Source organism: Streptomyces sp. NPDC001568 (assembly GCF_042893755.1).
Taxonomy (GTDB): Bacteria; Actinomycetota; Actinomycetes; order Streptomycetales; family Streptomycetaceae; genus Streptomyces.
The window spans coordinates 28,348-54,485 of the sequence record NZ_JBIAVF010000014.1; the positions used below are offsets into that span (position 1 = coordinate 28,348).

At 73.1% G+C, this 26,138-nt stretch carries 20 protein-coding genes and 1 other RNA gene; 10 read left to right on the top strand and 11 right to left on the bottom strand.

Annotation, left to right across the window (positions count from 1 at the left end):
- Window positions 1–2: 2 nt before the first annotated feature.
- The 5 genes from ACFY0I_RS25200 to ACFY0I_RS25220 all read right to left on the bottom strand — a co-directional run bounded on the left by ACFY0I_RS25200 (window position 3) and on the right by ACFY0I_RS25220 (window position 9,240).
- Entirely contained in the window at window positions 3–2,273 is a 2,271-nt protein-coding gene (locus ACFY0I_RS25200; protein ID WP_388899972.1) for a CDP-glycerol glycerophosphotransferase family protein, read from the bottom strand.
- A 127-nt stretch (window positions 2,274–2,400) separates the two neighbouring features.
- Window positions 2,401–3,339, bottom strand: coding sequence for a carbohydrate ABC transporter permease (locus ACFY0I_RS25205; protein ID WP_388899974.1), 939 nt, complete (start codon window positions 3,337–3,339; stop codon window positions 2,401–2,403).
- The gene (locus ACFY0I_RS25210; protein ID WP_388900408.1) at window positions 3,336–4,601 is read right to left on the bottom strand and encodes a carbohydrate ABC transporter permease; all 1,266 of its coding nucleotides are present in this window, start codon (window positions 4,599–4,601) and stop codon (window positions 3,336–3,338) included. The genes ACFY0I_RS25205 and ACFY0I_RS25210 overlap by 4 nt, the downstream gene beginning before the upstream one ends.
- A 171-nt stretch (window positions 4,602–4,772) precedes the next feature.
- Window positions 4,773–6,179: an ABC transporter substrate-binding protein gene (locus ACFY0I_RS25215; protein ID WP_388899977.1), complete on the bottom strand. Its 1,407-nt coding sequence runs from the start codon at window positions 6,177–6,179 to the stop codon at window positions 4,773–4,775.
- Window positions 6,180–6,297: 118 nt separating this feature from the next.
- Window positions 6,298–9,240, bottom strand: a complete 2,943-nt coding sequence (locus ACFY0I_RS25220) for an FtsK/SpoIIIE domain-containing protein (RefSeq protein ID WP_388900411.1) — start codon at window positions 9,238–9,240, stop codon at window positions 6,298–6,300.
- Window positions 9,241–9,729: 489 nt separating this feature from the next.
- Between ACFY0I_RS25220 and ACFY0I_RS25225 the strand changes: the two genes are divergently transcribed.
- On the top strand, window positions 9,730–11,511 hold the full coding sequence (locus ACFY0I_RS25225) for a protein kinase (protein WP_388899980.1): 1,782 nt from the start codon (window positions 9,730–9,732) through the stop codon (window positions 11,509–11,511).
- A 229-nt stretch (window positions 11,512–11,740) separates the two neighbouring features.
- A complete protein-coding gene (locus ACFY0I_RS25230) occupies window positions 11,741–13,000 on the top strand; it encodes a serine/threonine-protein kinase (protein ID WP_388899983.1) in 1,260 nt (419 codons plus the stop codon).
- 67 nt (window positions 13,001–13,067) lie between these two features.
- Here the strand turns inward: ACFY0I_RS25230 and ACFY0I_RS25235 are convergent, their stop codons facing one another.
- Window positions 13,068–14,123 carry an isopenicillin N synthase family dioxygenase gene (locus tag ACFY0I_RS25235; protein WP_388899986.1) on the bottom strand — a complete coding sequence of 352 codons (1,056 nt, stop codon included), beginning with the start codon at window positions 14,121–14,123 and terminating at the stop codon, window positions 13,068–13,070.
- A gap of 317 nt (window positions 14,124–14,440) precedes the next feature.
- On the opposite strand from ACFY0I_RS25235, the gene prfB reads away from it, so the two are divergent.
- Entirely contained in the window at window positions 14,441–15,550 is a 1,110-nt protein-coding gene (gene prfB, locus ACFY0I_RS25240; RefSeq protein ID WP_388899988.1) for a peptide chain release factor 2, read from the top strand.
- Window positions 15,551–15,653: 103 nt separating this feature from the next.
- Here prfB and ACFY0I_RS25245 read toward each other — a convergent pair whose 3' ends face one another.
- Window positions 15,654–15,845 (bottom strand): hypothetical protein, encoded by a 192-nt coding sequence (locus ACFY0I_RS25245; RefSeq protein WP_362881663.1) that lies wholly within the window; start codon window positions 15,843–15,845, stop codon window positions 15,654–15,656.
- A 225-nt stretch (window positions 15,846–16,070) separates the two neighbouring features.
- Here ACFY0I_RS25245 and ftsE point away from each other — a divergent pair, with 225 nt between their 5' ends.
- From ftsE to ssrA, 5 genes are all read left to right on the top strand, one after another.
- The gene (ftsE, locus tag ACFY0I_RS25250) at window positions 16,071–16,760 is read left to right on the top strand and encodes a cell division ATP-binding protein FtsE (protein WP_030240478.1); all 690 of its coding nucleotides are present in this window, start codon (window positions 16,071–16,073) and stop codon (window positions 16,758–16,760) included.
- Window positions 16,761–16,777: 17 nt separating this feature from the next.
- Complete coding sequence (gene ftsX / locus ACFY0I_RS25255; RefSeq protein WP_388899991.1) at window positions 16,778–17,758, top strand: permease-like cell division protein FtsX; 981 nt, start codon at window positions 16,778–16,780, stop codon at window positions 17,756–17,758.
- Window positions 17,759–17,825: 67 nt separating this feature from the next.
- Window positions 17,826–19,049 carry a S41 family peptidase gene (locus ACFY0I_RS25260; protein ID WP_388899994.1) on the top strand — a complete coding sequence of 408 codons (1,224 nt, stop codon included), beginning with the start codon at window positions 17,826–17,828 and terminating at the stop codon, window positions 19,047–19,049.
- Window positions 19,050–19,067: 18 nt separating this feature from the next.
- Window positions 19,068–19,553 (top strand): SsrA-binding protein SmpB, encoded by a 486-nt coding sequence (gene smpB, locus ACFY0I_RS25265; RefSeq protein WP_388899997.1) that lies wholly within the window; start codon window positions 19,068–19,070, stop codon window positions 19,551–19,553.
- A gap of 128 nt (window positions 19,554–19,681) precedes the next feature.
- Window positions 19,682–20,070: a transfer-messenger RNA gene (gene ssrA, locus ACFY0I_RS25270) on the top strand.
- A gap of 63 nt (window positions 20,071–20,133) precedes the next feature.
- Here the strand turns inward: ssrA and ACFY0I_RS25275 are convergent.
- The 4 genes from ACFY0I_RS25275 to ACFY0I_RS25290 form a co-directional block, all read right to left on the bottom strand.
- The gene (locus tag ACFY0I_RS25275) at window positions 20,134–20,391 is read right to left on the bottom strand and encodes a Txe/YoeB family addiction module toxin (RefSeq protein WP_385690805.1); all 258 of its coding nucleotides are present in this window, start codon (window positions 20,389–20,391) and stop codon (window positions 20,134–20,136) included.
- Window positions 20,388–20,663 (bottom strand): type II toxin-antitoxin system Phd/YefM family antitoxin, encoded by a 276-nt coding sequence (locus tag ACFY0I_RS25280; RefSeq protein WP_281208850.1) that lies wholly within the window; start codon window positions 20,661–20,663, stop codon window positions 20,388–20,390. Before ACFY0I_RS25280 ends, ACFY0I_RS25275 begins: the two co-directional genes overlap by 4 nt.
- Before the next feature lie 185 nt (window positions 20,664–20,848).
- Window positions 20,849–22,054 (bottom strand): SH3 domain-containing protein, encoded by a 1,206-nt coding sequence (locus ACFY0I_RS25285; RefSeq protein ID WP_388900001.1) that lies wholly within the window; start codon window positions 22,052–22,054, stop codon window positions 20,849–20,851.
- Between the two features lie 91 nt (window positions 22,055–22,145).
- On the bottom strand, window positions 22,146–23,414 hold the full coding sequence (locus ACFY0I_RS25290) for an MFS transporter (protein WP_388900004.1): 1,269 nt from the start codon (window positions 23,412–23,414) through the stop codon (window positions 22,146–22,148).
- 84 nt (window positions 23,415–23,498) lie between these two features.
- Here ACFY0I_RS25290 and ACFY0I_RS25295 point away from each other — a divergent pair, with 84 nt between their 5' ends.
- The gene (locus ACFY0I_RS25295; RefSeq protein ID WP_388900007.1) at window positions 23,499–24,467 is read left to right on the top strand and encodes a LysR family transcriptional regulator; all 969 of its coding nucleotides are present in this window, start codon (window positions 23,499–23,501) and stop codon (window positions 24,465–24,467) included.
- Window positions 24,468–24,563: 96 nt separating this feature from the next.
- Window positions 24,564–25,934, top strand: coding sequence for a nitrate/nitrite transporter (locus ACFY0I_RS25300; protein ID WP_388900010.1), 1,371 nt, complete (start codon window positions 24,564–24,566; stop codon window positions 25,932–25,934).
- Window positions 25,935–26,138: the final 204 nt, after the last annotated feature.

Genomic DNA, 26,138 nt, shown 5'->3' on the forward strand with positions numbered 1-26,138 from the left:
GCTCAGAAGCCGAAGCCGCCCGAGCCGAGGTTGGCCATCGTCGGCTCCGGCGCGGGGGCGGGCGCCGCGGGCGCGGGCCGGCGTTCCTCCAGCGGGACGGTCGCCGGGAGCGGAACGGCCTGCCCCAGGAAGACCCGCCGCACGACGCGCTCGGCGGCGTGGCCGTCGTCGTGGGAACAGAACCGCGAGCGGAACGAGGCCCGCAGCTGGGCCGAGCGGGAGCCCTGCCAGTGTCCGGTGGCGAAGATGTCCACCAGCTCGTCCTCGGTGCGGGCGACCGCCCCCGGCGGGCACGCCCGCAGGTCGAAGTAGGTGCCGCGGGCCGCCTCGTACGCCTCCCAGTCGTCCGCGTGGATCACGATCGGCCGGTCCAGGGCCGCGTAGTCGAACATCAGGGACGAGTAGTCGGTGACCAGCGCGTCCGAGGCGAGGCACAACTCCTCCACCGAGGGGTGCGCCGAGACGTCGATCAGCCGCGGGTGCGGCTCCCACGGCGCGGTGGTGCCCGCGTACGTCAGGTGCGTACGGGCCAGCACGGTGAAGCGCGGGCCCAGATCGCGCAGCACCCGCTCGAAGTCCAGGTGGTCGGGGCGGCTGCGCCGGTAGTCCCGGTGCGTCGGGGCGTACAGGATCGCGGTGGAACCCGGCGCGATGCCCAGGCGCTCGCGCAGCTCCAGCACCTCGGAGCGGCCGGCCCGGTGGAAGGCGTCGTTGCGCGGGTAGCCGTACTCCAGCGTGGTGTACGAGGACGGCAGCGCGCGCTCCCAGACGAGGGTGGAGTGCCGGTTCGCGGAGAGCAGGTAGTCCCACTGGTCGGCGCCGCGCAGCAGCCCCGCGAAGTCCGTCGTCGGGGTCGCCGCCGGCCGGTCCTGGAGGTCCAGGCCCACCCGCTTGAGCGGGGTGCCGTGCTGGGTCTGCACCAGGATCTGACCGGGCCGCTTGACCAGCGCACGGTCGAAGTTGACGTTCGTGGTCAGGTAGGTGGCCCGGGCGAGGGCCGTCCAGTACGCGGCGGAACCGGGACGCAGCGCGGTCGTCGCCGCCGGCAGCGTCGCCGCGTGCTCCGGGTCGCAGATCCACGCCGTCCGCATCCGCGGGGCCAGTTCGCGCAGCTTCGCCTCGATCGCCGCCGGGTTGCAGGCGTAACCGCCGTGCCAGTACGCGGAGAAGACCGCCAGCTCCGGCCGCAGCGGCAGCCACCGCTGGATCCGGTAGTGCAGCCGCAGCAGCGTCTCGCGCAGGCCCCGGCCCAGCACCCGGGCCCCGCCGGCGCCGGCCAGGGCGGCCCGCCGGGCCGACGACAGGACCCGGTACGCGCGCCGGGTCCCGAGCCGCATCAGGGTGTGCCGCAGCCGATCCGTCCCGGACGCCGACAGCGGCCGGCCGGTCGGGCCGACCGGGGGCCGGTGGCGGCGCAGCAGGGTGGAGGCCCGGGCGAAGAACTCGGCGCGCCCGGCGCGCGGGAGACGGCGCGGGTCGGCGTACAGGGCGCAGAAGTGCTCGGCCATCCGCCGGTGCACCGTCGGCCGCCAACGCTCCAGCTCGGGGCGGGTGCCGAGGAAGCCGAAGACCCGCTCGTACTGGTCGAGGATGTCGAGGTGGCGGCGGCTGGAGGTGGTCAGGATCGAGCCGGTGCGGCGCTGGCGGTAGTGGACGCAGACCCGGTCCAGGACGGCCACGGACTCGGCGGCCAGCAGCGCCGGATAGGTCCAGGGGGTGTCCTCGTAGAAGCCGGGCGGGAAGGTGAGGCCCTCGCGCTCCACGTACTCGCGGCGGTACGCCTTGTTCCACACCACCATCAGCATGCCGAGCAGCTCCGGGCGGTCCGCGAGCCGGAAGCTGGCCGCGCCCTCCTCGCTCAGGCGGTGCGCGAGCCGGTTGCGCACCACCTCGCCGGTCCAGAAGGTGCGCGCGTAGTCGTAGACGAGGACGTCGGGCGATCCGGTGGCCTTGAGCCGGTCGGTGATGGCCTGGAGGGCGCCCGGGGCGAGGGTGTCGTCACCGTCGAGGAAGACCAGGTAGTCGCCGCCGGCCCGGGCCAGACCCGCGTTGCGGGCCGGGCCCAGGCCCAGGTTGTGCGCCAGGTGCACGGCGGTGACGCGGGGGTCGCGGGCCGCGTACTCGTCGATGATCGAACCGCAGGCGTCCGGGGAGGCGTCGTCGACCGCGATCAGCTCCAGATCCGGGTACGACTGGGACAGGACCGAATCCAGACTCTCCTGGAGGTACGCCTGAACCTTGTACGCGGGCACGATGACGCTGAACCGGGGCACGGCACATCCAGGGGTCGGCGCGGGCATATGGCCCAGGAACCCCGGGTGTGGTGATCGGGTTACGCCGGGTGCGGCATTCGGGTTACCGGGCGTCAACGTCCCACGTCAACGCCGTGATCAACGGAACTCACTTGACCGCTCCGGCCATCACCCCCGTCACGAACTGCCGTTGGAACGCGAAGAACACGACGAGCGGCACCACCATCGACAGGAACGCGCCGGGGGCCAGGACGTCGATGTTGTTCCCGAACTGCCGTACCTGCTGCTGGAGCGCCACTGTCACCGGCGGGTGCGCCGAGTCGGCGAAGACCAGCGCCACCAGCATGTCGTTCCACACCCACAGGAACTGGAAGATGCCCAGCGAGGCGAGGGCCGGACCGCCGAGCGGCAGCACCACCTTCGCGAACAGGCGCAGTTCGCCGGCGCCGTCGAGGCGGGCGGCCTCCAGCAGCTCGCGCGGGATCTCCGCGAAGAAGTTGCGCAGCAGGAAGACCGCGAAGGGCAGCCCGAACGCCGTGTGGAACAACACCACGCCCGCCGTCGTCTCGAACAGGCCGATCGAGCCGAAGAGTTCGGAGACCGGGATCAGCGCGACCTGCACCGGGACCACCAACAGCCCGACGACGAGCAGGAACAGCCAGTCGCGGCCCGGGAACTCCATCCAGGCGAAGGCGTATCCGGCGAACGCGCCCAGGACCAGGACCAGCAGCGTCGCCGGGACGGCGATCGCCACCGTGTTCAGCAGCGAACCGGTGATCGTGTCGTTCTCCAGCAGCCGCCCGTAGTTCGACGCCGTCAGCCGCGACGGGGCGGTCAGCACCTGCCACCAGCCGCCCCGGTTCAGATCGTCGGGAGCCAGGAAGGAGGACAGCAGCAGCCCGAGCGCGGGAACCAGCCAGAACACGGCGACGACGACCAGGAACACCCGGACCGCCCCCGACGCCACCCGCGCGGCGACCGCCCGACCCGCCGACGCGGTCCGCCTGCCCGGAGCTGCGCTCGTCCCGCCCGGAGCGGGACTCGTCCTGCCCGGACCTGCGCTCGTCCCGCCCGGAGCGGCGCTCATCGCGATCCCTCCTTGCGCAGCCTACGGATGTTCACCAGCATCACCGGCACCACCAGCACCAGCAGCAGTACGGCGATGGCGCTGCCCAACCCCGGATCGGCGTCCGTGCCGAACGACGTCCGGTACAACTGGAGCGCGAGCACGTTCGCATCGTCCTGGACCGCCCCCGGCGCGATCACGAAGACCAGGTCGAAGACCTTCATGACGTTGATGACGAGCGTCACCAGCACGACCACCAGGACCGGCCCCAACAGCGGCACCGTGATCCTGCGGAACACCTGCCACTCGCTCGCCCCGTCCACCCGCGCCGCCTCCAACAGCTCCCGCGGCACCGATGCCAGCCCGGCCCCGATCAGCACCATCGCGAAACCGGCCCACATCCAGACGTACGCCCCGATCACCGCCGGGGTCACCAACGTCGGGCCGAGCCACCGCACCCCCGCGTACGCCTCCCGGAAGTTCTCGGCGGGCAGCCTCAGCCGCGCCCCGTCCGCCTTCGCGGACATCAGGAACACGCCGTCGGCGCGGGTCGTCGCCGACTCCACCACCTCGCCGTCCTTCACGGCCTCGACCCGCATCCCGGCGAAGGCCGACTCGGTGGGGTCCACGCCGTTCGTCGTACCGCCGCCGCCCCGGGTGAAGTCCTGCCAGACCGTGCCGGTGACCTTCAGCGGATCCGAGCCCGCCGCCCCGGCCGTACGGGTCCCCTCCGGCAGGTCCTCCGGCGCCACCCCGACCAGCGGGAGCAGGACCGGCACGCCCGCCCGCACCGGATCGCGCGTCACGAACGCGCCGCCCGCGACCGGCTCCAGCGGCGAGTCCCGCCCCGGGCGGGCCCGGGGGAAGGCCGAGGACTCCGCGAAGGTGTCGTGCACCCCCACCCAGACGGCGTTGGCGACGCCCTTGCCCGGGTCGTGGTCGTAGACCAGCCGGAAAATGATGCCCGCCGCCAGCATGGAGATCGCCATCGGCATGAAGACGATCAACTTGAACGCCGTTCCCCAGCGCACCCGTTCGGTCAGCACCGCGAAGATCAGACCGAGCGCGGTCGCCGTCGTCGGCGCCAGCACCACCCACACCGCGGTGTTCGTCAGGGCCGTACGGATCGTGTCGTCGCCCAGGATCTCCCGGTAGTTGGCCCCGCCGACGAATGCGTCGCCGGAGCGGTCGAAGAAGCTGCGGTACACCGAGTAGCCGATGGGGTGCACCACGAGCGCGCCCAGCAGGACGAGGGCCGGGAGGAGGAACGCCGCCGCGATCAGGCGCCGGCGCCGCTCCTCGGCCGACTTCCGCGAGGTGGGCCTGCGCGCGGTGGGTCCGCGCGAGCCCGGCTTGCCCGAGCCCGACTTCTCTACGGTCGGTCCACCCGACGCCGGCCGGCCCGAGGCCGGTTCCTCCGGGGTCGGCTTCCGTGAAGCCGTGGCCGCCACCGGTCAGCCCCCGTAGGCCTTGGCCGCTTCCGCCTCCAGTTTCGCCTGCGCCCCCGCCACGTCCGCCGGGTTCGCCAGGAAGTCCTGGAGGGCCTTCCACTCGCCCGAGCCCGGCGTACCGCCGAACGCCGCCGGAGCCTGGTCCGACATGTCGAACCGGAAGTCGTCGCCCGCCGCGATCAGCGACTTCGCGATCCCGCGCTGGATGTCGTTCGGATAGGCGGCCGGGTCCACGGCCTTGTTCGGCGAGACGAAACCGCCCTGGCGGGCCTGGATCTCCGCCGCGTCCGGCGACGCCAGGAACGTCAGCAGCGCCTGCGCGCCCTTCGACGGCTTCAACGCCACCGCCACGTCACCGCCCGACACCACCGGAGGCTTCGCGCCCACCGCCGGGAACGGGAACACCAGGGCGTCCTCACCCACCTTCGCCTCGGTCTGCGCGATGTTCACCGCCACGAAGTCGCCCTCGAAGACCATCGCCGCCGCCGGCCGGTCACCACCGGTGAACGTCTGCGTCACCGACTTCGGGAACTCCGTCGACAGCGCCCCGCTCTGGCCGCCCGCCAGGAAGTCCTTGCGCCCGAACAGCTCGCCGAGCGTCGTCAGCGCCTGCTTGACGCTGTCGTCCGTCCACTTCAGCTCGTGCTTGGCCAACTGGTCGTACTTCTGCGGACCCGCCTGGGAGAGGTAGACGTTCTCGAACCAGTCCGTCAGCGTCCAGCCGTCCGCCCCCGCCACCGAAACCGCCGGCGTACCGGACGCCGAGAGCGTGTCGGCCGCGGCGACGAGGTCCTTCCAGGTCTTCGGGGGCGTCACGCCCGCCGCCTCGAAGGCCTTGGCGTTGTACCAGATCAGCGACTTGTTGGCCGCCTTGTAGTACACGCCGTACTGGGTGCCGTCGACCGCGCCGAGGTCCTTCCAGCCCGCCGAGTAGTTCGCGTCCAACTGGGCCTTCGCCTCCGGACCCACCGGCTGCGCCCACTTGTTCTGCACCGCCGCCCGCAACGCCCCCACCTGCGGGAGCAGCGCCACGTCCGGCGGGGCGCCGCCCGCCACCTTCGTACCGAGGAACGTGACGATCGGGTCCTGCGCCGGGACGAAGGTGACGCTCGCCCCGGTCCGCTTCTCGAACTCCTTCAGCACTTTGGTGAAGTTGGCCTGCTCGGGGCCCGTCCACACCGCCGCGACCTCGAGCTTCTCGCCGGGCAACTGCGGTAACCGCACCTGGGAGGCCGAGGGCCGCTCCCCCTGCGGGGGGCCGGGCTCCGGATCCTTGCCGTCCCCGCAGCCCGCGAGGGTCAGCGCCCCCGCCGCGGCCAGGGCCGTCCACGCCCCGACGTGGGCGAGGCCCCTCGTACGGCCCGTACTTCGCTGTTCCGGCTGTTCCCGGTGTTCCTGCTGGCGTCGCATGGTGGTGCCCCCGATGCCGTGTGGCCTTGGTGGTGTGTCCCGTGCCACAAGGTCTACGCCGCCCCGCGCACCCCCGCAATACCGCCTCGCGGGGGCGCCGGTGGAGCCGGGGCGGACGTCAGGGGGCCGGCGGGAAGAGCACGGGCACCGCCGACACCAGGTGGGAGGCCCGGTCGAGGGCGCTGGCCAGCAGGGCGAGGTCGGTCGGGCCGTTGCCCAGCTCCCGCACCGGCCGGCGGGCCGGCGGGTCGCCCATCCGGTCCCACTCCACCGGCACGACCGTCGGCCTCAGCGTCGCCGTCCGCGGGATCCGGCCCGTGACCCGACCGCCCTGGAAGGGCACCAGGCGACCGTCGGCGTACCGCAGCACACCGCGCCCGGGTCCCGGTTGGTCGGGGGAGTCCAACGCGACCCGCAGCGTCGCCCGCCGGGCCGGCTCGGAGTCCGCCGTGCGCTCCGGGCGGCCCGTCGCCGCGATCAGGTGCACCCCGAGCCGGGTCCCCTCACGGGCCACCGCCTCCAGCGCCCGCACCACCGAACCGGCCGCGGGTCGGCCCGTACTGCCCAGGGCGGGCGCCACCAGCGCGTCGAAGTCGTCGACCAGCACCACCAGCCGGGGCAAGGGACTGGGACCCGCAGCCGGGTCGGTGCGCGGCGTCGAGGCCCGCAGACGCAGGGTGCCGCTGCGCGGCGGATCCAGGTCGCCGTGCTGCTCGCCGGGGGTGGGTCGGCGCGGGGACACCATGTGGTCGGACAGCGCCCGGTGGGCGTGCCACTCCGCGAAGGGCATGCCGTCCAACAGCTCGTGTCGGCGCTTGAGTTCGGCGCCGAGGGCCTGGGCGAACTCCCGCATGCGCACCGGGTCGGACGCCACCAGGTGCGCCGAGACGTGCGGCAGCTCCGTACAGGGCAGGAGGCCGTCGCCGCGCTCCCCGCCGGCGCCGTCGAGGAGGACCAGGGCGAGACGGTCGGGGCGGGCCGCCGCCGCCAGCGAGGCGGCCAGGGAGCGCAGCAGCTCCGTACGGCCGCTCCCGGCCGGTCCCTCGACGAGCAGGTGCGGTCCCTCGTGGGCCAGCTCGGCGCCGACCGGGCCGCGCCTGCCGGTGCCGAGGACGATCTCCGCGAGGCCGCCGACGCCCTGGCCCTGCTCGGTCGCGGCGGCCCAACGCGCCATCAGGGAGGCCGGGGTGGCCCGGGCCAGCCCCAGCTCGTCCAGCAGCCGCGAGGTCGCGGGCAGGTTCGCGGCGGCCGGTCGGTACCCGCCGTCGCCGGTCGGCGCGTCCGCGCGCAACGGGGCCAGCGCCCGGGCGAAACGCTCCGCCCAGGCGGCGGAGACCCCGTCGGCGACGGCGGTCCCGCCGGGCGCCACGGGTCTGCCGCCGCTGACCGCGAAGGTCCGTACGGCCGTGGCGACGTCCCCGCTGAGCAGGGCGGCCGTCGCGCAGTCGCGGAAGGCGGGTGTGGCCGCGCAGGCGCTCTCGTACGTGGTGACCACGGGGGAGGCGGGCGTGGCGGCCGAGGCCTCGGCGAGGGCCACGACGTGGATCCCGGCGGCCGCCCCGTGCGAGGCCAGCCGGCCGGTCAGGTCCCGCAGGGCCCCCGAGCCGGGATCGCCGTCGACGACGACGACCGTGCGCGGCCCCTCGTAGCCGCGGGCCGCCTCCCGCACGGCGACCGGGTCCGCGCCGGCCCAGTTGGTGCCGAGCGGGCTGTCGTCCAGCCGTCGGGTCAGCTCCCCGGCCCGGGCCGCGGCCTGGTCGCGGTCGTACGCCAGCAGCAGCCGGCAGTCCTGTCCGTGCGCGGGGCGTACGTGGGGCAGCCAGCCCAGCCAGCCCCAGTCCCGCAGGCGTTCCTGGACGGGCCGGGCCCGGTCGGCCGCGATCAGGACGATCTCCAGCTGTCCGGGCGCGTGCAGCGCGGCCAGCTGGGCGACCACCGAGCGGGCCACCCCGGTCAGCCGGGCCCGCGGGCCGGCGATGCCGAGCGAGCCGGTGCCGAGCAGCGGGACCCGGCTGCCGGCGCCGAGCCCGACCTCCAGGAGCCGGGGGTGCCCTGCCCCGCGCGACCAGAGCCGGTCGGTGGGTCCGAGGGCGGCCAGCAGCAGCGAGGCGGGTTCGTCGGGGTCGGGCGCCGCGGCGAGGGGTGCCTCCGGTTCCACCACGGCCTCCGGCTCGGCCTCGTCGCCCCGGACCCACTTGCGGGCCCAGGCCCCGATCCCGCGGCGCGGCCGGGCGCCGCCGGGCGGGGCGGCGTCGGGGGTCGCGCCGGCGTACGGGTCGGCGGGGCCGGCCGGGTCGGCGCCGGGGTCGGCGACCGCGTACGGGGTCCGGCCCCGGAGGTCGGCGCCCGTACCGGGGTCCGGGGTCGGGTCGGGGGCCGGGGCCGGTTCCGCTTCGCGCCCGTCGGTGGGGCGCGCCAGGGACAGGTGGCCCTCCAGGTCCGGGACCAGGGCGAGGGGGACCGGGCCCCCGTGGGCCAGTCGCAGCGTCGACTCGCCGATCCGCAGCAGTGCTCCCGGGGCCAGCGCGACCGGCCGGGGTCCGACGGGCGCCCCGTCCAGGGTGGTGCCGTTCGTCGAGCCGAGGTCGGCCACGGCGACCCGGCCGTCCGCCATCACGGTCACCGCGCAGTGCAGCCGTGACACGTCCGGGTCGTCCAGCGGTACGTCGGCGTCCGCCGAGCGCCCGATCCGGACCGCTCCGGGGTGCAGCAGGTGCACCCCGCCCGCGTCCGGGCCCGCCACCACGTGCAGCTGCGGGGCGCCGGGGCCCTCGTCGGGCAGCGCGTCGGCGTTCGGCACCGGGGTGTGCAGGGCCAGCACCGCCCCGTCGACCAGCGGGGGCTCGCCCAGGACGGCGCGCTGCGGATCGAGGCGCTGCGACCCGGCGTACAGCACCACGGTGCCGCCGGTGTCGGGGCCGCCCGCGGTCGCGGCGAGCCCGGAGGCCACGGCGGCCAGCGGAGTGCCGGCGGGCGCGGTGACGAGTACGTCACCACTGGCCGGGGCGCCGGCGGTCTGGTGGCCGCGGTGCGACCCAAGGACGGTCAGCCGGATCTGCATCGCCGTCAGCGGTCCCTTCTGCGCGGAGCGCAGTGCGCGGTCCGTGCGCCCGGCGGGGAACCGGTGGAGCATGCCTGCCCGACCACCCCCACCCGGCGCGGACGCGTCGTCCGGTCAGGTACGCCGGAAGGGCAGGGCTCCCGTCCCGGCCGTTCCGTACGGGTGCATCCTCGCACCTGTCACACACAACACGCCCGGCACCCGGCAACAAATGATCTTGATCGGTCGACGGGGGCGCCCGGACCGAACAAATCCGGACAGGCCGTCGGATGAAATCCGAGCGAAAACGCCCCCGGCATACCCGGTGAATCTCACTCTTCGTACATATGTGCGGCAACCAACCTCCGTCGCCCCGCGTCTTCCCCGAGGACACCCCCTAGAGTTGGGGGGCCGAAACCCATCCAGCGGAATCAGCCGGGGAACGCCGGTCCCACCCGAGAACCGGAAGACCCGAACACCGGAACAGACGACAGCAGGGGAGCGCGAGACGTGCGGCCAGTCGGCAGCAAGTACCTGCTCGAGGAGCCGCTCGGACGCGGCGCCACGGGCACTGTCTGGCGTGCCCGCCAGCGGGAGACCGCCGGTGCGGAGGCAGCCGTCGCCGGGCAGCCCGGCGAGACCGTGGCCATCAAGGTCCTCAAGGAGGAGCTGGCCCAGGACGCGGACATCGTCATGCGCTTCCTGCGCGAACGCTCCGTCCTGCTGCGCCTGACGCACCCCAACATCGTGCGCACCCGCGACCTCGTCGTCGAGGGCGATCTGCTGGCGCTGGTCATGGACCTGGTCGACGGTCCCGACCTGCACAAGTACCTCCGCGCGAACGGACCCTTCAGCCCGGTCGCCGCGAGCCTGCTGACCGCCCAGATCGCGGACGCGCTCGCCGCCAGCCACGCCGACGGCGTCGTCCACCGCGACCTCAAGCCGGCCAACGTGCTGCTGGACGAGAGCAACGGCCAGATGAAGCCGATGCTCACCGACTTCGGCATCGCGCGCCTCGCCGACTCCCCGGGCCTGACCCGCACCCACGAGTTCGTCGGCACCCCCGCCTACGTGGCCCCCGAGTCCGCCGAAGGCCGCCCGCAGACCTCCGCCGTCGACATCTACGGCGCCGGCATCCTCCTCTACGAGCTGGTCACCGGCCGGCCGCCCTTCGCCGGCGGCTCGGCGCTCGAAGTGCTCCACCGCCACCTGAGCGAGGAGCCGCAGCGGCCCCCGACCCTGCCCGAACCGGTCTGGATCGTCATCGAGCGCTGCCTGCGCAAGGAGCCCGACGAGCGCCCCAGCGCCCAGAGCCTGGCCCGCGGCCTGCGCGTGGTCGCCTCCGGCATCGGCGTGCACTCCTCGCCGGCCGAGGTCGAGGCCGCCCTCGGGGTCGGCGCGCTGCTCGCCCCCGACCCCTCGCCCGCCCCGGTCCCGGCGACGCCCGGGGTCATCGCCCCGACGCACGCCCCGGCCGGCCCGCAGGACGCGTACGACCCGAACGCCATGACCAGCGTCATGCCGCCCATCGGCGGGGCCGACGCCACCACCGTGCTGCCCACCACCGGGGCGGCGCCCGCCGAGGCGACCTCGGTCATGCCGCCCGTGCAGCAGCCGGACGCCCCGCACCCGTGGCAGTCGCAGATGCGGGCCGTCCGCGACCGCAACGAGCAGACGCAGATGCACTACCTCGACCCGAGCGAGGACCCGCTGCGCCGCCGCCCGCAGCGCCAGGCGCCGCCGCCCCCGCAGCATCAGCCCCGCCCGCCGCAGCAGCCGCAGCAGCCTCCCCAGTACCGGCAGTCCCCGCCGCCGCAGCACTACCAGCAGCAGTCGCAGCCGCCGCAGCAGTACCAGCAGCCGCAGCAACCCCAGCACCGGGCGCCGCAGCACCAGCAGCCGCAGCACCAGCCCCAGCAGTACCAGCCGCAGCCGCCGCCCCAGCAGTACCAGCAGCCGCAGCACCAGCCCCAGTACCGGCAGCAGCCGCAGCAGCAGCCGCCGCAGTCCCCGCCGCCGCAGCAGCGGGCCCCGCGGCCCCCGCGGGAACCCCGCGAGCCGCGCCGCCGCAGCGCCAACCCGGTGCGGATCCCCGGCCTCGGCTGCCTCAAGGGCTGCCTCGTCATGATCCTGCTGTTCTTCGTGGCGGGCTGGCTGGTCTGGGAACTGACCCCGCTCCAGGAATGGGTCGGCACCGGCCGCGGCTGGTGGGACCAGGTGTGGACCTGGGGCTCCGACACCGTCGACTGGGTCACCTCCGTCGGCGACGGCGGCGGCTCCGCCACCCCCTGACCGAGTTCGCGCCGGGGCCGTCCGTACGCGCCCTCCGCCGGTCCGCCGGGTCCGCTCCGGCGACCCGGCGGAGCGGCGTCACGGACGCCCGTAGCGCCGAGTTCGTGGATTTGTCGACATCCGGGACGTGATTTCGCCCCCAGAAGTGAAGGTCGCCGCGATCCGGAGCGCCCAACCCCCATTCGGCCGCGTAGCTTTGGTGCGTACGCCAGCCGCTGAGGGAGCAGTCTTGGCACGGAAGATCGGCAGCCGGTACACCGCGCACCAGATCCTGGGGCGCGGCAGCGCGGGCACGGTGTGGCTGGGCGAGGGGCCGGACGGGCCCGTCGCCGTCAAACTGCTGCGCGAGGACCTCGCGTCCGACCAGGAACTCGTCGGACGGTTCGTACAGGAGCGCAGCGCGCTGCTCGGCCTGGACCATCCGCACGTCGTCTCCGTCCGCGACCTCGTCGTCGACGGCAACGACCTCGCCCTCGTCATGGACCTCGTCCGGGGCACCGACCTGCGCACGCGCCTCGACCGCGAGCGCAGACTCGCCCCCGAGGCGGCCGTCGCCATCGTCGCGGACGTCGCCGACGCCCTCGCCGCCGCGCACGCCGCGGGGGTCGTCCACCGGGACGTCAAACCGGAGAACGTCCTCCTCGACATGCAGGGCCCCCTCGGACCGGGCGGCGCACATCCCGCGCTGCTCACCGACTTCGGCGTGGCCAAGCTCATCGACTCCCCGCGGCGGGCGTCCGGGGCGCCCGGGACGCGGGCCTCGTCCCCGACCCGGATCATCGGCACCCCCGACTACCTGGCCCCCGAGATCGTGGAGGGCCTGCCGCCGCGGGCCGCCGTCGACATATACGCCCTGGCCACGGTGCTGTACGAGCTGCTGGCCGGCTTCACCCCCTTCGGCGGCGGGCACCCGGGCGCGGTCCTGCGCCGGCACGTCACGGAGACCGTGGTCCCGCTGCCGGGGATCCCCGACGAGCTCTGGCAGCTGATGGTGCAGTGCCTGGCCAAGGCCCCCGCGTCCCGGCTCCGCGCTTCCGAGCTGTCGGTCCGGCTGCGGGACCTGCTGCCGCTGCTGGCCGGCATGCCGCCGCTGGACGTGGACGAACCGGACGACGCCGAGCCGGAGGAACCGGAGGCCGAGGACCTGCCGGCCGACCCGGTCCGGCGCCGGGGCGTGGTCCCGCTGGTCCCCGGCTCCGCCACCGACTCCAACCGCGACACCCACACCTCCATGCGGGTACCCGGCCCGGACGAGCTGGCCGGCGGGGCACTGGGCACCGCCCGCGTCCCGCGTCCCGCCGGTGGGCACCGGCCCGGGTCCGCCCGGCACCGCGCCGAGGCCGCGCGCAAGCGGAGGCTGGTGATGTCCGCCTCGGCGGTGGCGCTGGCCGCCGCCGTGGGGCTGGGCGGCTGGCTGGCCCTGTCCGGCGGCGACGAGGGCCAGGCCCCGCCGCAGGACGGCAAGCGCTCGGCGCCCGCCCGGCCGTAGGTCCGGTCGTCGAACGCCAGGCCCGTGCGCCGGCCCGGATCCCGTACGGGGTCCGGGCCGGCGGCCGTCAGGCCGGGATCAGTTCCGGGTGCCAGCGGCGGGCCACGGTCGGGTGGGCGCGCACCCAGCCCTTCAGCTCGTTGCGGCCGTACTCGGCGTGCAAGGGGTTCGACGCGTCGTGGGCCACGCCCGGGGCCGTGCGCAGGTGGTCCCCGGGAACCGTCTCCACCACCGCGTCCAGCCGCGGGTTGTAGAAGAACGGCACCGAGAAGCGCTCCACCGCGCCCGGCGGGCTCACCACCCGGTGGTCGGTCGCCACCAGGTAGCCCTCCGTCGCGATCTCCAGCAGCTCGCCCAGGTTGACCACGAAGGCCCCCGGCATCGGCGGGATGTCGACGTAGCCGCCGTCCCGGACCACCTGGAGCCCGCCCACCCCGTCCTGGAGCAGCAGGGTCAGGAACCCGTAGTCCTTGTGCGCGCCGACGCCCTGATCGGCGCCCGACGGCGCCGATCCGGGGTAGCGGATCAGCTTCGTGTGCAGGTGGGGGCGGTCCGCGAAGATCGCGTCGAAGAAGTCGGGGGCCGCGCCGATCGAGGCCAGCAGCTCCCGGAGCAGCCGGTGGGCCACCGCCGCCAGCCGGGACTGCCACGACAGCACCACCTCCCGCAGCTCCGGCAGGGCCGCCGGCCACTGGTTGGGGCCCTCCAGCCACAGGTACGCCGGATCTCCCGGCCCCACCTGCGGCGCGGGCCGTTCCGCGCCGACGTCCAGCTGGTCGCGCCAGTCGGAGGCGCCGCCCGTCAGCTCGTGGCCTATGCGGGTGTAGCCGCGGAAGTGCGGGGAGTTCAGATTGCTCACGGCCAGCCTGTCGGCCTCCGGCAGCGCGAAGAAGGCCCGGGTCAGCTCCAGGATCCGGGCGGTTTCCGGCTCGGTGATCCCATGGCCGGTCAGGTACAGGAAGCCGGTGTCCCGGGCCGCCGCGTGCAGCTGCCGCAGGAAGTCGTCCCGCTGGGCGGGGTCGTCGGCCCGGGAGAGGTCGATCACAGCCAGGGAGGAGGCTGCCGGGGAGGAAGGGGCCACGGGAGAGGAGGCCACGGAGGAGGAGAGGTGCGCGGACGGCATGACGGCTCCGTTTCGGATGTCACGGGGTCCTGCGCCCCGGAGATGGCGGGGCAGCGGAGGGAACGGCAGGTCGGCAGGGGTGGCGCCGGGGCCGCGTGGCCGCCGCGTACAGGACCGAAGTCGGATCGGGGTGGATCAGGCTCGTGCGAGGTCCGTCGGCAGACAGCTCGTCGTCGTGACACGCATGTGGTCCACATGGCGGCGCTTCACGAGTAGGACAGTCATATGGTGAGCGTACGCCCGTACCCACCCCCGTCCGTACGTGCCGATCCGGCCTGACCGGAGAGTGCCGTCCGGGGACCGGCTAGGCTGGGCCCGTGGCAGTTGTCGATGTATCCGAAGAGCTGAAGTCCCTCTCCTCGACCATGGGGTCGATCGAGGCCGTCCTGGACCTCGACAAGCTGAGGGCCGATATCGCCGTGCTTGAGGAGCAGGCCGCCGCGCCGTCCCTGTGGGACGACCCGGAAGCCGCCCAGAAGATCACGAGCAAGCTTTCGCACCTCCAGGCCGAGGTCCGCAAGACCGAGAACCTGCGCGGGCGCATCGACGACCTCGCGGTGCTGTTCGAGCTCGCCCAGGAAATGGACGACGCGGACACCCTCGCCGAGGCCGAGACCGAGCTGGTCTCCGTGCGCAAGGCGCTGGACGAGATGGAGGTCCGGACCCTGCTCTCCGGCGAGTACGCCGAGCGCGAGGCCCTGGTCAACATCCGTGCGGAGGCCGGTGGCGTCGACGCCTCCGACTTCGCCGAGCGCCTCCAGCGCATGTACCTGCGCTGGGCCGAGCGGCACGGTTACTCGACCGAGGTGTACGAGACCTCGTACGCGGAAGAGGCCGGCATCAAGTCGACCACCTTCGTCGTCAAGGCCCCCTACGCCTACGGCACCCTCTCCGTCGAACAGGGCACCCACCGGCTCGTCCGGATCTCGCCCTTCGACAACCAGGGCCGCCGCCAGACCTCCTTCGCGGGCGTCGAGGTGCTGCCGGTCGTCGAGACCAGCGACCACGTCGAGATCGACGAGGCCGAGCTGCGCGTGGACGTGTACCGCGCCTCCGGCCCCGGCGGCCAGGGCGTCAACACCACCGACTCCGCGGTGCGCATCACGCACCTGCCGACCGGCATCGTCGTCTCCTGTCAGAACGAGCGCTCGCAGATCCAGAACAAGGCCAGCGCGATGAACGTGCTCCAGGCCAAGCTGCTGGAGCGGCGCCGCCAGGAGGAGAAGGACAAGATGGACGCCCTCAAGGACGGCGGCAGCTCCTGGGGCAACCAGATGCGGTCCTACGTCCTGCACCCGTACCAGATGGTCAAGGACCTGCGGACGGAGTTCGAGGTCGGCAACCCGCAGGCGGTCCTCGACGGCGAGATCGACGGCTTCCTGGAGGCCGGAATCCGCTGGCGCAAGCAGCAGGAGCAGTCCGCGTAACGGACCTCCCGCGAAGCGGAGCGCACCACGACGCGAGGAAGGGCCCGGACACCTTGGGTGTCCGGGCCCTTCCCCATTCCGTGTGATCGGGACGTGTCGCGGGCTAGGCGGTCTGCGCCGCCAGCGCCAGCGCCGCGACCAGCACCACCAGAAGCGCGATGAGTGTCACCGGGTTCAGCCCGGCGAAGGGATTGCCCTCCTGCTGGAGGTGCTTCCGGTTCGCCCGGCACACCGGGCACCGACCCTGGCTGACGGGCGCGGCGCAGTTCGCGCACACGAGCCGGTCATATGTCATGCGCTCCTCCTCTCGTCCCCTCGTACAACGGCACGGGGACCGAGTCCGTTCCCCCTACCACTGTGCCGGCTCCGACGGCATTCGGCGCGGCCCGTCCGGGCCATCGCGATCGGGCTGCGCGGGCACCCGAGGATTATTCGGGCAACTGCGGTGGGCGGGTCCACACCCACCGTCCGTTCGCGTATGGTCACGCACACCTACTCCCGGCGACCCCGTGGTGCACCCGTGATCCGATTCGACAACGTCTCCAAGTCCTACCCGAAGCAGAACCGGCCCGCACTCAGAGATGTCTCCCTGGACATCGCCAAGGGCGAGTTCGTCTTCCTGGTCGGCTCCTCAGGCTCCGGCAAGTCCACCTTCCTGCGCCTCGTCCTGCGCGAGGAACGGGCCAGTCACGGCCAGGTGCACGTCCTGGGCAAGGACCTCGCCAAGCTCTCCAACTGGAAGGTCCCGCACATGCGGCGCCAGCTGGGGACCGTCTTCCAGGACTTCCGGCTGCTCCCCAACAAGACGGTCGCCGAGAACGTCGCCTTCGCACAGGAGGTCATCGGCAAACCGCGGGGCGAGATCCGCAAGGCCGTCCCGCAGGTACTGGAACTCGTGGGCCTGGGCGGCAAGGAGGGCCGGATGCCCGGCGAGCTGTCCGGCGGCGAGCAGCAGCGCGTGGCCATCGCCCGCGCCTTCGTCAACCGTCCGGCCCTGCTGATCGCGGACGAGCCGACGGGCAACCTCGACCCGCAGACCTCCGTCGGGATCATGAAACTGCTGGACCGGATCAACCGGACCGGCACCACCGTCATCATGGCGACGCACGACCAGCAGATCGTGGACCAGATGCGCAAGCGCGTCATCGAACTCGAACAGGGCCGACTCGTGCGCGACCAGTCGCGCGGCGTCTACGGCTACCAGCACTGAAAGGCCCCTGAGACGTCATGCGCGCCCAGTTCGTCATGTCGGAGATCGGCGTCGGCCTCCGCCGCAATCTCACCATGACCTTCGCGGTCATCATCTCCGTGGCCCTGTCGCTTGCCCTGTTCGGTGGCTCCCTGCTCATGCGCGACCAGGTGAGCGCGATGAAGGGGTACTGGTACGACAAGGTCAACGTCACGGTCTACCTCTGCACCAAGAACGACGCCCTGGAGGCCGCCGGGACCGCGGCCGCCGGCGCGCCCGCCGCGGGCGGCGCGTCCGACGCGCTCGGCTCCCCGCGCGCCTGCGCCAAGGGGGCCGTGACGCCCGAGCAGCGGCAGGGGATCGAGACCGAGCTCAAGCGGATGGAGCTCGTCCAGACCGTCACGTACGAGTCCTCGGACGAGGCCTACAAGCACTACAAGGAACGCTTCGGACACACGGCACTGGCCTCCGTCGTCACCCCCGACCAGATGCCCGACTCCTTCCGCGTGAAGCTGAAGAACCCGGAGAAGTACGAGGTCATCACCTCCGCCTTCACCGGCCGCGACGGGGTCCAGTCGGTCGCCGACCAGAGCTCGCAGCTCGACAACCTCTTCAAGCTGCTCGGCTACCTCAACTGGGCGGCCCTGGGCATCATGTTGATCATGCTGGTCGTGGCGCTGCTGCTGATCGTCAACACCGTGCGCGTCTCGGCCTTCAGCCGAAGGCGGGAGACGGGCATCATGCGGCTCGTCGGCGCCTCCAGCTTCTACATCCAGGTCCCGTTCATCATGGAGGCGGCCGTCGCGGGCCTCATCGGCGCGATCCTGGCCTGCCTGATGCTGGGCACCGGCCAGTACTTCGTGATCGACCACGGCGCCGCGCTCCGGGACAAGCTCGAACTGATCAACTTCATCGGCTGGGACGCCGTCCTCACCAAGCTGCCGCTGGTACTGGTCATCGGCCTGCTGATGCCCTCCCTGGCCGCCTTCATCGCGTTGCGCAAGTACCTGAAGGTGTGACGAGCGCCCCCTGTGAGGTACGCCCAACCCGCCGTACCGCGGCGGGGCTTGTCCTAGACTCGGCGCCATGCCGGGTCTGCCCGCTCACTGTCTCCGGCCCCGCGACCTGCGTCGCGGGGCCGTCCTGACGTTGGTGTTCGTGACCTCCGTCGTCGCCGCCGCGAGCACCGGCCACTGGGACGCGGCGAACGCCGACGCCCTCGCCCGCACGGGTGTTCCCGCGCAGGTCGCCCCCTCCGGGCCGACCCCCGCCCCCGCGCCCGCCGCCGTCCCCGACGCGCCCCGGGAGACCGGAACCGCCGACCGCGAGGCCGTCGCCCGGGCCGCCGCCGAGGCCGTCGCGGAGGGCAAGTCCGGCAAGAAGGCCGCCCAGGAGGTGGTCAGCCGCAGCGGGGACCGCTGGGGCATCGTCTACGACCGGGGCGAGTACGCGGCTTTCGCCGAGGACCTCGACGGCCACTGGACCGGAGTCGGCCTCTGGGCCGAACGCACCCGCGAGGGCTGGATCCGCGTCGACCGCGTCCAGGCCGCCGGCCCCGCCGCCCGGGCCGGCCTGCGCGCCGGCGACCGGCTGCTGAGCGTGGACGGGCAGGGCGTCACCGGCCTCGCCGTGGTCGACGTGGTGGCGCTGCTGCGCGGCGAGGCAGGCACCCCGGTGGTGCTGCACCTCAGCCGGGACGGCGCGGACCTGACCGAGACCGTCCGCCGGGAGCAACTGCGCGCCGAGCCGGTGACGGTGCGCCGGCTCGCGGACGGGGTCACCGTCATCAAGGTCGACTCCTTCACCCGCGGCTCGGGCGAGCGGGTGCGCACGGCCGTCCGCGAGGCGCCGCCCGGCGCCGGCGTCCTGCTGGACCTGCGGGGCAACCCGGGCGGGCTGGTCGCCGAGGCGGTGACCGCGGCCTCCGCGTTCCTGGACGGCGGGCTGGTGGCGACGTACGACGTACGGGGCTCCGAGCGCGCCCTGTACGCCGCCCCCGGCGGGGACACCGGGCGGCCCCTGGTCGCCCTGGTCGACGGCGGCACGATGAGCGCGGCCGAACTCGTCACCGGCGCCCTCCAGGACCGCGGCCGTGCGGTCACCGTCGGCACCCGCACCTTCGGCAAGGGCTCGGTGCAGATGCCCACGGAGCTCCCGGACGGCTCGGTGGCCGAGCTGACCGTCGGCACGTACCGCACACCGGCGGGCCGCAGCCTCGACGGCGGCGGGATCACCCCGGACCTCGCGGCACGCGAGGGGGCCGAGGAGCGGGCGCGCAAGGTATTGGGTGGCCTCGGGGTGGGTCCGTAGTGCGAAAATGACCGCACTATGGCTAAGGAAACAGGGCGCAAGATGATCGCCCAGAACAAGAAGGCGCGGCACGACTACGCGATCCTCGACACCTACGAGTGCGGTCTCGTGCTCACGGGCACCGAGGTCAAGTCCCTGCGCCAGGGCCGGGCCTCGTTGGTGGACGGATTCGTGTCGGTGGAGAGCGGCGAGGCCTGGCTCTACAACGTGCACGTGCCGGAGTACAGCCAGGGCACCTGGACCAACCACAGCGCGCGGCGCAAGCGCAAGCTCCTCCTGCACCGCGAGGAGATCGACAAGCTGGACTCGAAGACGGGGGAGACCGGCAACACGATCGTGCCGCTCGCCCTGTACTTCAAGGACGGCCGGGCGAAGATCGAGATCGCGCTGGCGAAGGGCAAGAAGGAGTACGACAAGCGGCAGTCGCTGCGCGAGAAGCAGGACACGCGCGAGACGAACCGGGTGATCTCGGCCGTCAAGCGCAAGGAGCGCGGCCAGCTCTAATGTCCTGGCACCTAGTGGTCCACTTCGCGTACGATGGCGTCAGCACCACGCGCTTGCGGGTGGCGCCGGTCGAGCGGGACGCATGGAGAGCGCCCGCTGGGTCTCAATAACTGAACAGCGTGAAACATGGGGATGATCGGTTTCGACAGCGGCTGTCGATGTAGGGGAAGCGAGCCGAGAAAGCGGCAATGATCTCGTTAACCATATGTCGCAAAAAATAATCGCCAACTCCAAGAGCGATAACTCCCGCTTCACCCTCGCTGCCTAATAACAGTGAGCTGAAGCCTCTGTGAGGAGCGTCAGCCCGGAAGTGGTCCCGGTCCGGATCCTGGCGTCAATTAGGGATCTAAACCTCTAACTCCGGTCACGGGGGATAGAGGGAAACCAAACAGTGACTGAGCCCGTCGGAGACTTGTCCGTGTGATCTCCGGGGCCGAGAAAAGCGCAGCGGAATGCGCTCGGAGAAGCCCTACTTCTGCACCGTTGGACGCGGGTTCGATTCCCGCCATCTCCACCACCCCATGTAGACGAAGGCCCCGCAGCTCCTGGCTGCGGGGCCTTCGTCATGTTCGAGGCCGGGTCAGTAGTGATACCGGGCCTTGAGGATTTTCACTTCCTTCTCGTCCGCCCGATACACGAGGCGGTGCTCGTCGTCGATGCGACGGGACCAGTAGCCGGACAGCTCACCCTTCAGCGGCTCGGGCTTGCCGATGCCACTGAACGGGTCGCGTTGGATTTCCCCGATCAGACGGGTGATCCTTCGAGCCATTTTTCGGTCGGAGGCGAGCCAGAAGAGGAAGTCCTCCCAGGCGTCGGAGTCGAAGTGAACGCTCCTCACTCCTCGCCCCCGGCCAACTCCCGAAGCTCATCGAGGGATTTGACCGTCGTGGGCGCGCCCTCCCGGTCGCGGGCGACGGCCTCCATCAGCCGCTGGGCGTTGGCCGGGGAGCGCAGCAGGTAGACGGTCTCCTGCCAGGAGTCGTAGTCGTCGGCGGACATGAGGACGGCGTCGCCGCCGCGCGACGTGATCCGCACCGGGTGGTGGTCGGTGTTGACGCGTTCGATGAGGGGGAAGAGGCTGGCCCGTGCTTCGCTGGCGCTTATGGACATGGTCACTCCTTCTCGCTTGTACAAGTTTACGGTACGGGATCGGTACCGAAAAGTGGTACGTACCTGTCGAAGGTCTCCCCCCTTCCTCCGCTTCTGGTCGTCCATGTGGACGAAGGCCCCGCAGCTCCTGGCTGCGGGGCCTTCGTCATGTTCGGGCGGGGTGGGAGCCCCGTCCGGGGCTCAGGTCAGCAGAAGGGGACCTTGTTGAGGTTCTGGGCGTAGCGGGCGGCGATCCAGCCGGTGCCGTCGGCGAGCTTGTACCAGATCGAATTGCCGTCGACCTTCTGGCCGTTGACCTTGCACTGGAGGGCCACGACCGTGCCGGTCGCGGCCTTGCCCTTCTCGGCGTACCCGGTGCCCGGGCCGGAGCGGATGCCGAGGCCCTTGCCGGGCGACACGATGCGGGCCTTCGGAGCCTTCTTGCCGTGGTCGTCGTGCTTGTCGTGGCCGCCGTGGCCGTTCTCGCACTTCTTGCAGGCGCCGGGCTTTCCGGTGTCGCCCTTCGGCCCCCGGGGGCCCTGGGGGCCGGTCGGGCCGCGGTTGCCGTCGGAGCCCTTGGGGCCCTGCGGGCCCGGGTGGCCCTTGTCGCCCTTCCGGCCGGCGGGACCCGTCGGGCCGCGGTGGCCCTTGTCGCCCTTGGCGCCCTTCTCACCGCGTTCGCCCCTGGGGCCCTGCGGTCCGTTGGCCGGGCCCTGGTCGCCCTTCGGCCCCTGGTCGCCCTTCGGCCCCTGGTCGCCCTTCGGGCCCTGCGGGCCGGTGGGGCCGGTGAGGCCGTCACGGCCGTCGCGGCCGGTTTCCCCGCGGTCGCCCTTGTCGCCCTTCTCGCCCTGCGGGCCGGGGCGGCCCGGCTTGCCGTGGTGGCCGGGCTTGCCGTCGTGGCCCGGCCGGCCGTCGTCGCCCTTGGGGCCCGTCACCGGTGTGGACACCGCGAACAGGGCCGACTCCTCGGAGCCGGCGGCCCACTCGCCGCCGTCCAGGGTGGCGCCCTCGGGGGCGTCGGCGTCCACGTGCAGCGACACCGCGAGCCGGGTCCGGGTGTTCGCCGGGAAGGTGAAGCCCGCGCGGGTTCCCGCGTCGCAGGTCAGCAGGCGGGCGTCCGACGAGCGCTCGCAGGAGCCGGCGGCGCGGTCGCCGTTCCAGTAGATGCGGGCCTCGGGAAACGTCGTGCGCTCCGGAGCGGTGATGCGGAAGGTGCTGCTGCGCGTCGCGTCCGTTCCACCGGCGGCCGAGATGACCACGCGCCCCGTCGTGCCGGGAGCGATCGAGGGGACGTACGGCTGGGTGAAGCGCAGGTCCGAGGAGGCGGCCAGGGCCGGCGCGGCCGGCATCAGGCAGCCGGCGGTGACGGCGGCGACGAACAGGGCGGCGGGCACGGAACGGGAAGCAGGCAAGGGGTGTTCCTCCGCAGGGGGAAGGGCGTGGGGAAGACCTCCCTGTTATGGCCGATCCCGCGCGGCGGTGGTGAGTACCACGCGGGAGTGATCACTCGGGCGCCGGATCAAATCGTCCCGCCACGGCGCCGAACAGGGCCGACAGGGCGGCCGCCGCGGGCAGCAGGTACGCCGTCGTCGTGCCGAGGTGGTCGACGATCAGGCCCGCCGTGGCCGAACCGACGGCGATGCCCCCGAGGATCGCGGTGACGGCCAGGGTCAGCCCCTCGTTCAGCCGCTCCCGGGGGGTGGCCCGCTGGACCAGGGCCGTCGCGGTGACCATCGCCGGGGCCGTCGCCGCGCCGGCCAGCAGCAGCGCGCAGCCCAGCAGGGCGAGGGAGCCGGCGCCGGCCGCGATCCAGGGCAGCGCCATCGCCGCGGCCAGGGCGAGCAGGCACGTCCGCAGGCCGCGCGGTCGGCGGGTGCCGTAGAGCAGGCCGGCCGCGCAGGAGCCCGCCGCCTGGAGGGCGAGGACCGGTCCGGTGGCGGCGCCGAGGCCCTGCGCGCCGAGGTGGGCGATCGAGGTGACCTCCATCGAGCCGAACACGACCCCGGTGGCGAGGAACAGGCCGAGCAGCGGCAGCAGCCGGCGCGGCAGGGAGGGGCCGGTGCCGGTGGCGGGCCGGGCGCCGGCGGGCGGGGGCTCCGTGGCGCGGTGCGCGGTGAACACCGTCATCCCGGTCAGGAGCAGGACCGCCGCGACGAGGGTGCCCGCCTCCGGGAAGAGCGCCGTGCACAGGAACGCCGCCGCCACCGGGCCGAGCAGGTAGCAGAGTTCGTCGGCGGCCTGTTCGAAGGACATCGCCGTGTGGTGCGAGGCCGGGGGCAGCAGGTGGGTCCAGCGGGCCCGGGACATGCCGCCGATGTTGGGGGTGGTGGCGGTGGCCGCGTACGAGGCGAACAGGGTCCAGGCGGGTGCCTGCGTACGGACGCACAGGACCAGCGACAGCGAGCCGAGGACCGCGACCGCGGTGGCCGGCAGGGCGATCCGGGCCTGGCCGTACCGGTCGACCAGCCGGGCCGTCCACGGGGCGACGAGCGCGGTGGCCGCCAGCCCGGTCGCGGTGACCGCGCCGGCGAGGGCGTACGAACCGCGCTGGCCCGCGATCATCAGCACCGCGCTGATCCCGAACATGCCCATCGGCAGGCGGGCGATCAGGTTCCCGGCGGTGAATCCCCGGGCGCCCGGCAGGGCGAACAGACGTCGGTACGGGCCCGGAGGGCGGGTGCCACGGGCGGTGGGAGCGGGGGCGCCGGGGCGGCGGGGGGACAGGACCAGGGTGCTGCCCGTCACGGCCATGAACGGGGTCTTCTGCGGCATGCCACGAGCCTGCGGCCCGGACCGCCCGCCGGTCCAACACCTGTTCGGGAGGCATTCACCGCTCCGCGTTGTTAATGTCCGGGGATGCCCACCCGCGATGTCGACCCCCGGCTGCTGCGCGGTTTCGTCGCCGTCGCCGAGGACCTCCACTTCTCCCGCGCCGCCGCCCGACTCCACGTAGCCCAGCAGGCGCTCAGCCGCGACGTGCGCCGCCTCGAACTCCTCGTACGGGCGCCGCTGTTCGCCCGCACCACCCGGGCCGTGGAACTCACCCCCGAGGGCGAGCGGCTGCTCCCGTACGCCCGCGAGGTGCTGCGCGCGCACGAGGAGCTCGCCGCCGCCTTCACCGGCCCGCCGCGCGCCCTCCTCGTCGACGTCAACACCGACGGCCCCGGCACCGGCCGCAGCGTCCTGGAACGCGCCCGCGAGCTCGCCCCCGGCTGCGAGCTGATGGCCCGCTTCGAGAGCGGCCTCACCCACGCCGCCGGGGAGATCGTCGCCGGCCGGCTCGACGTCTCCTTCGGCTACGCCGCCGGCCTCGACCCGGCGCTGCGCGCCCGGCTCGCGCACCGGCCCGTACGGTACGAACCCCTCGCCGTGCTGCTGCCCGCCGGGCACGCACTGGCCGCGCGGGACGACGTACCACTGGCCGCCCTGGCCGGGGAAACCGTGTACACGGGGGCCGGGAACCCGCGGACTTCGGAGTGGACGCGGCTGGCCGGCGAACTGTTCGCCGGCCGGGGCATTCACGCGGCGCCGCCCGCCCCCGTGGCCGTCGGCAAGGAGGAGTTCGGCCGGGTGATGGCCAAGACCCGCAACCCGGTCCTGGTCACGGTCGGCTTCCCCGACATGCCCGGAGCCGTCAAACGGCCCCTCGTCGACCCCGTCCCGCTGTCCCCGCTGTCCATGGTGTGGCGCACCGGCCTGCGCCACCCCGGCCTGGACGCCCTGCTGCGGGCCGTCGAGGAGCTCCAGGGCCCCGCGAGCTGGCTGGACGTCCCCCCGGGCAGCTGGCTCCCCGCCGCACTCACACCGGGCCCCGGCGGCGGGTGAGTGCAAGGTATCCCGCCGGTCATCCGGCGGGGACCGGGGCCGAAACGCGCCCTTCCTACGGTCGGACCACGGACGCGAGAGCTGTGGAGGCGTGTGATGACCGGTACGACCGCACCGCGCAAAGGGGGCCGCTGGATCGAGCGGTGGGACCCCGAGGACGAGACGTTCTGGAAGGAGACCGGGGAGAGGACCGCCCGCCGCAACCTCCTCTACTCCGTCCTGTCCGAACACATCGGCTTCTCCATCTGGTCCATGTGGTCCGTGATGGTCCTCTTCATGGGCCCCCACTACGGCATCGACCCCGCCGGGAAGTTCTTCCTCATCGCCACCGCCACCCTCGTCGGGGCCTTGGTGCGCGTGCCCTACACCTTCGCCGTCGCCCGCTTCGGCGGGCGCAACTGGACCGTCGTCAGCGCCCTGCTGCTCCTCGCGCCGACCGTGGCCGCGCTCGTCGTCATGGAGCCCGGCACCTCGTACACCACCTTCGTGGTCGTCGCCGCGCTGACCGGGGTGGGCGGCGGCAACTTCGCCTCCTCGATGACGAACATCAACGCCTTCTTCCCGCTCCGCAAGAAGGGCTGGGCCCTCGGCCTCAACGCGGGCGGCGGCAACATCGGCGTCCCCGTCGTGCAGCTCGCCGCCCTCCTCGTCATCGCGACCGCCGGAGCCGACCGGCCCAGGCTGCTGCTCGCCGCCTACCTGCCGCTGATCGTCGCCGCGGCCGTCCTGGCCCTCGTACGCATGGACAACCTGGCCCCCGTGCGCAACGACACGGGCGCCGTCCGGGAGGCGGTCCGCGACGCCCACACCTGGATCATGGCGTTCCTCTACGTCGGCACCTTCGGCTCCTTCATCGGCTACAGCTTCGCCTTCGGCCTCGTGCTCCAGACCCAGTTCGGTCGGACCCCGCTCCAGGCCGCGTCGCTGACCTTCATCGGACCGCTGCTCGGCTCCCTGGTGCGGCCCGTGGGCGGAGCGCTCGCCGACCGGTTCGGCGGCGCGCGGATCACCCTGGCCGGCTTCGTGGCGATGGCGGCGGCGACCGCTGTGGTCCTCCTGGCGTCCGTACGGGAATCGCTGCCCGTGTTCCTCATCGGGTTCGTCGCCCTGTTCGCGCTCAGCGGCGTCGGCAACGGCTCCACCTACAAGATGATCCCCGGGATCTTCCAGGCCAAGGCCCTCGCCCGCGGCATGAGCGGCGAGGACGCCGCCGCCTACGGCCGCCGGCTCTCCGGCGCCGCCATGGGACTGATCGGGGCCGTCGGCGCGCTCGGCGGACTCGCCATCAACCTCGTCTTCCGGGAGGCGTTCGCCTCCTCCGGATCCGGCAGCGCCGCCTTCGTCACCTTCCTCGGCTTCTACGCGGCGTGCTGCGCCGTCACCTGGGCGGTATACCTTCGCCGCCCCGCCCGGGTGCCGGCCCCCACCGCCGGAACCGAGGCGAAACCGCAGCTCACCACCGTGTGACGGCACCCGCGCGGCGCGCGGCGTTACGGCACCGAAATGCGGTGGAACCGAGCCTGACACGCCGGCTTGGCAGGCTCGGTGCGCGCGACGGGACACCCTGATCCGATCGGGACGGGAGACCCGGCCCCATCGGGGGACGGGACTCCGACCCCATCGGGGGACGCGGGACCCACCGTGGACGAGACACCCCACCCCACCCGGTAG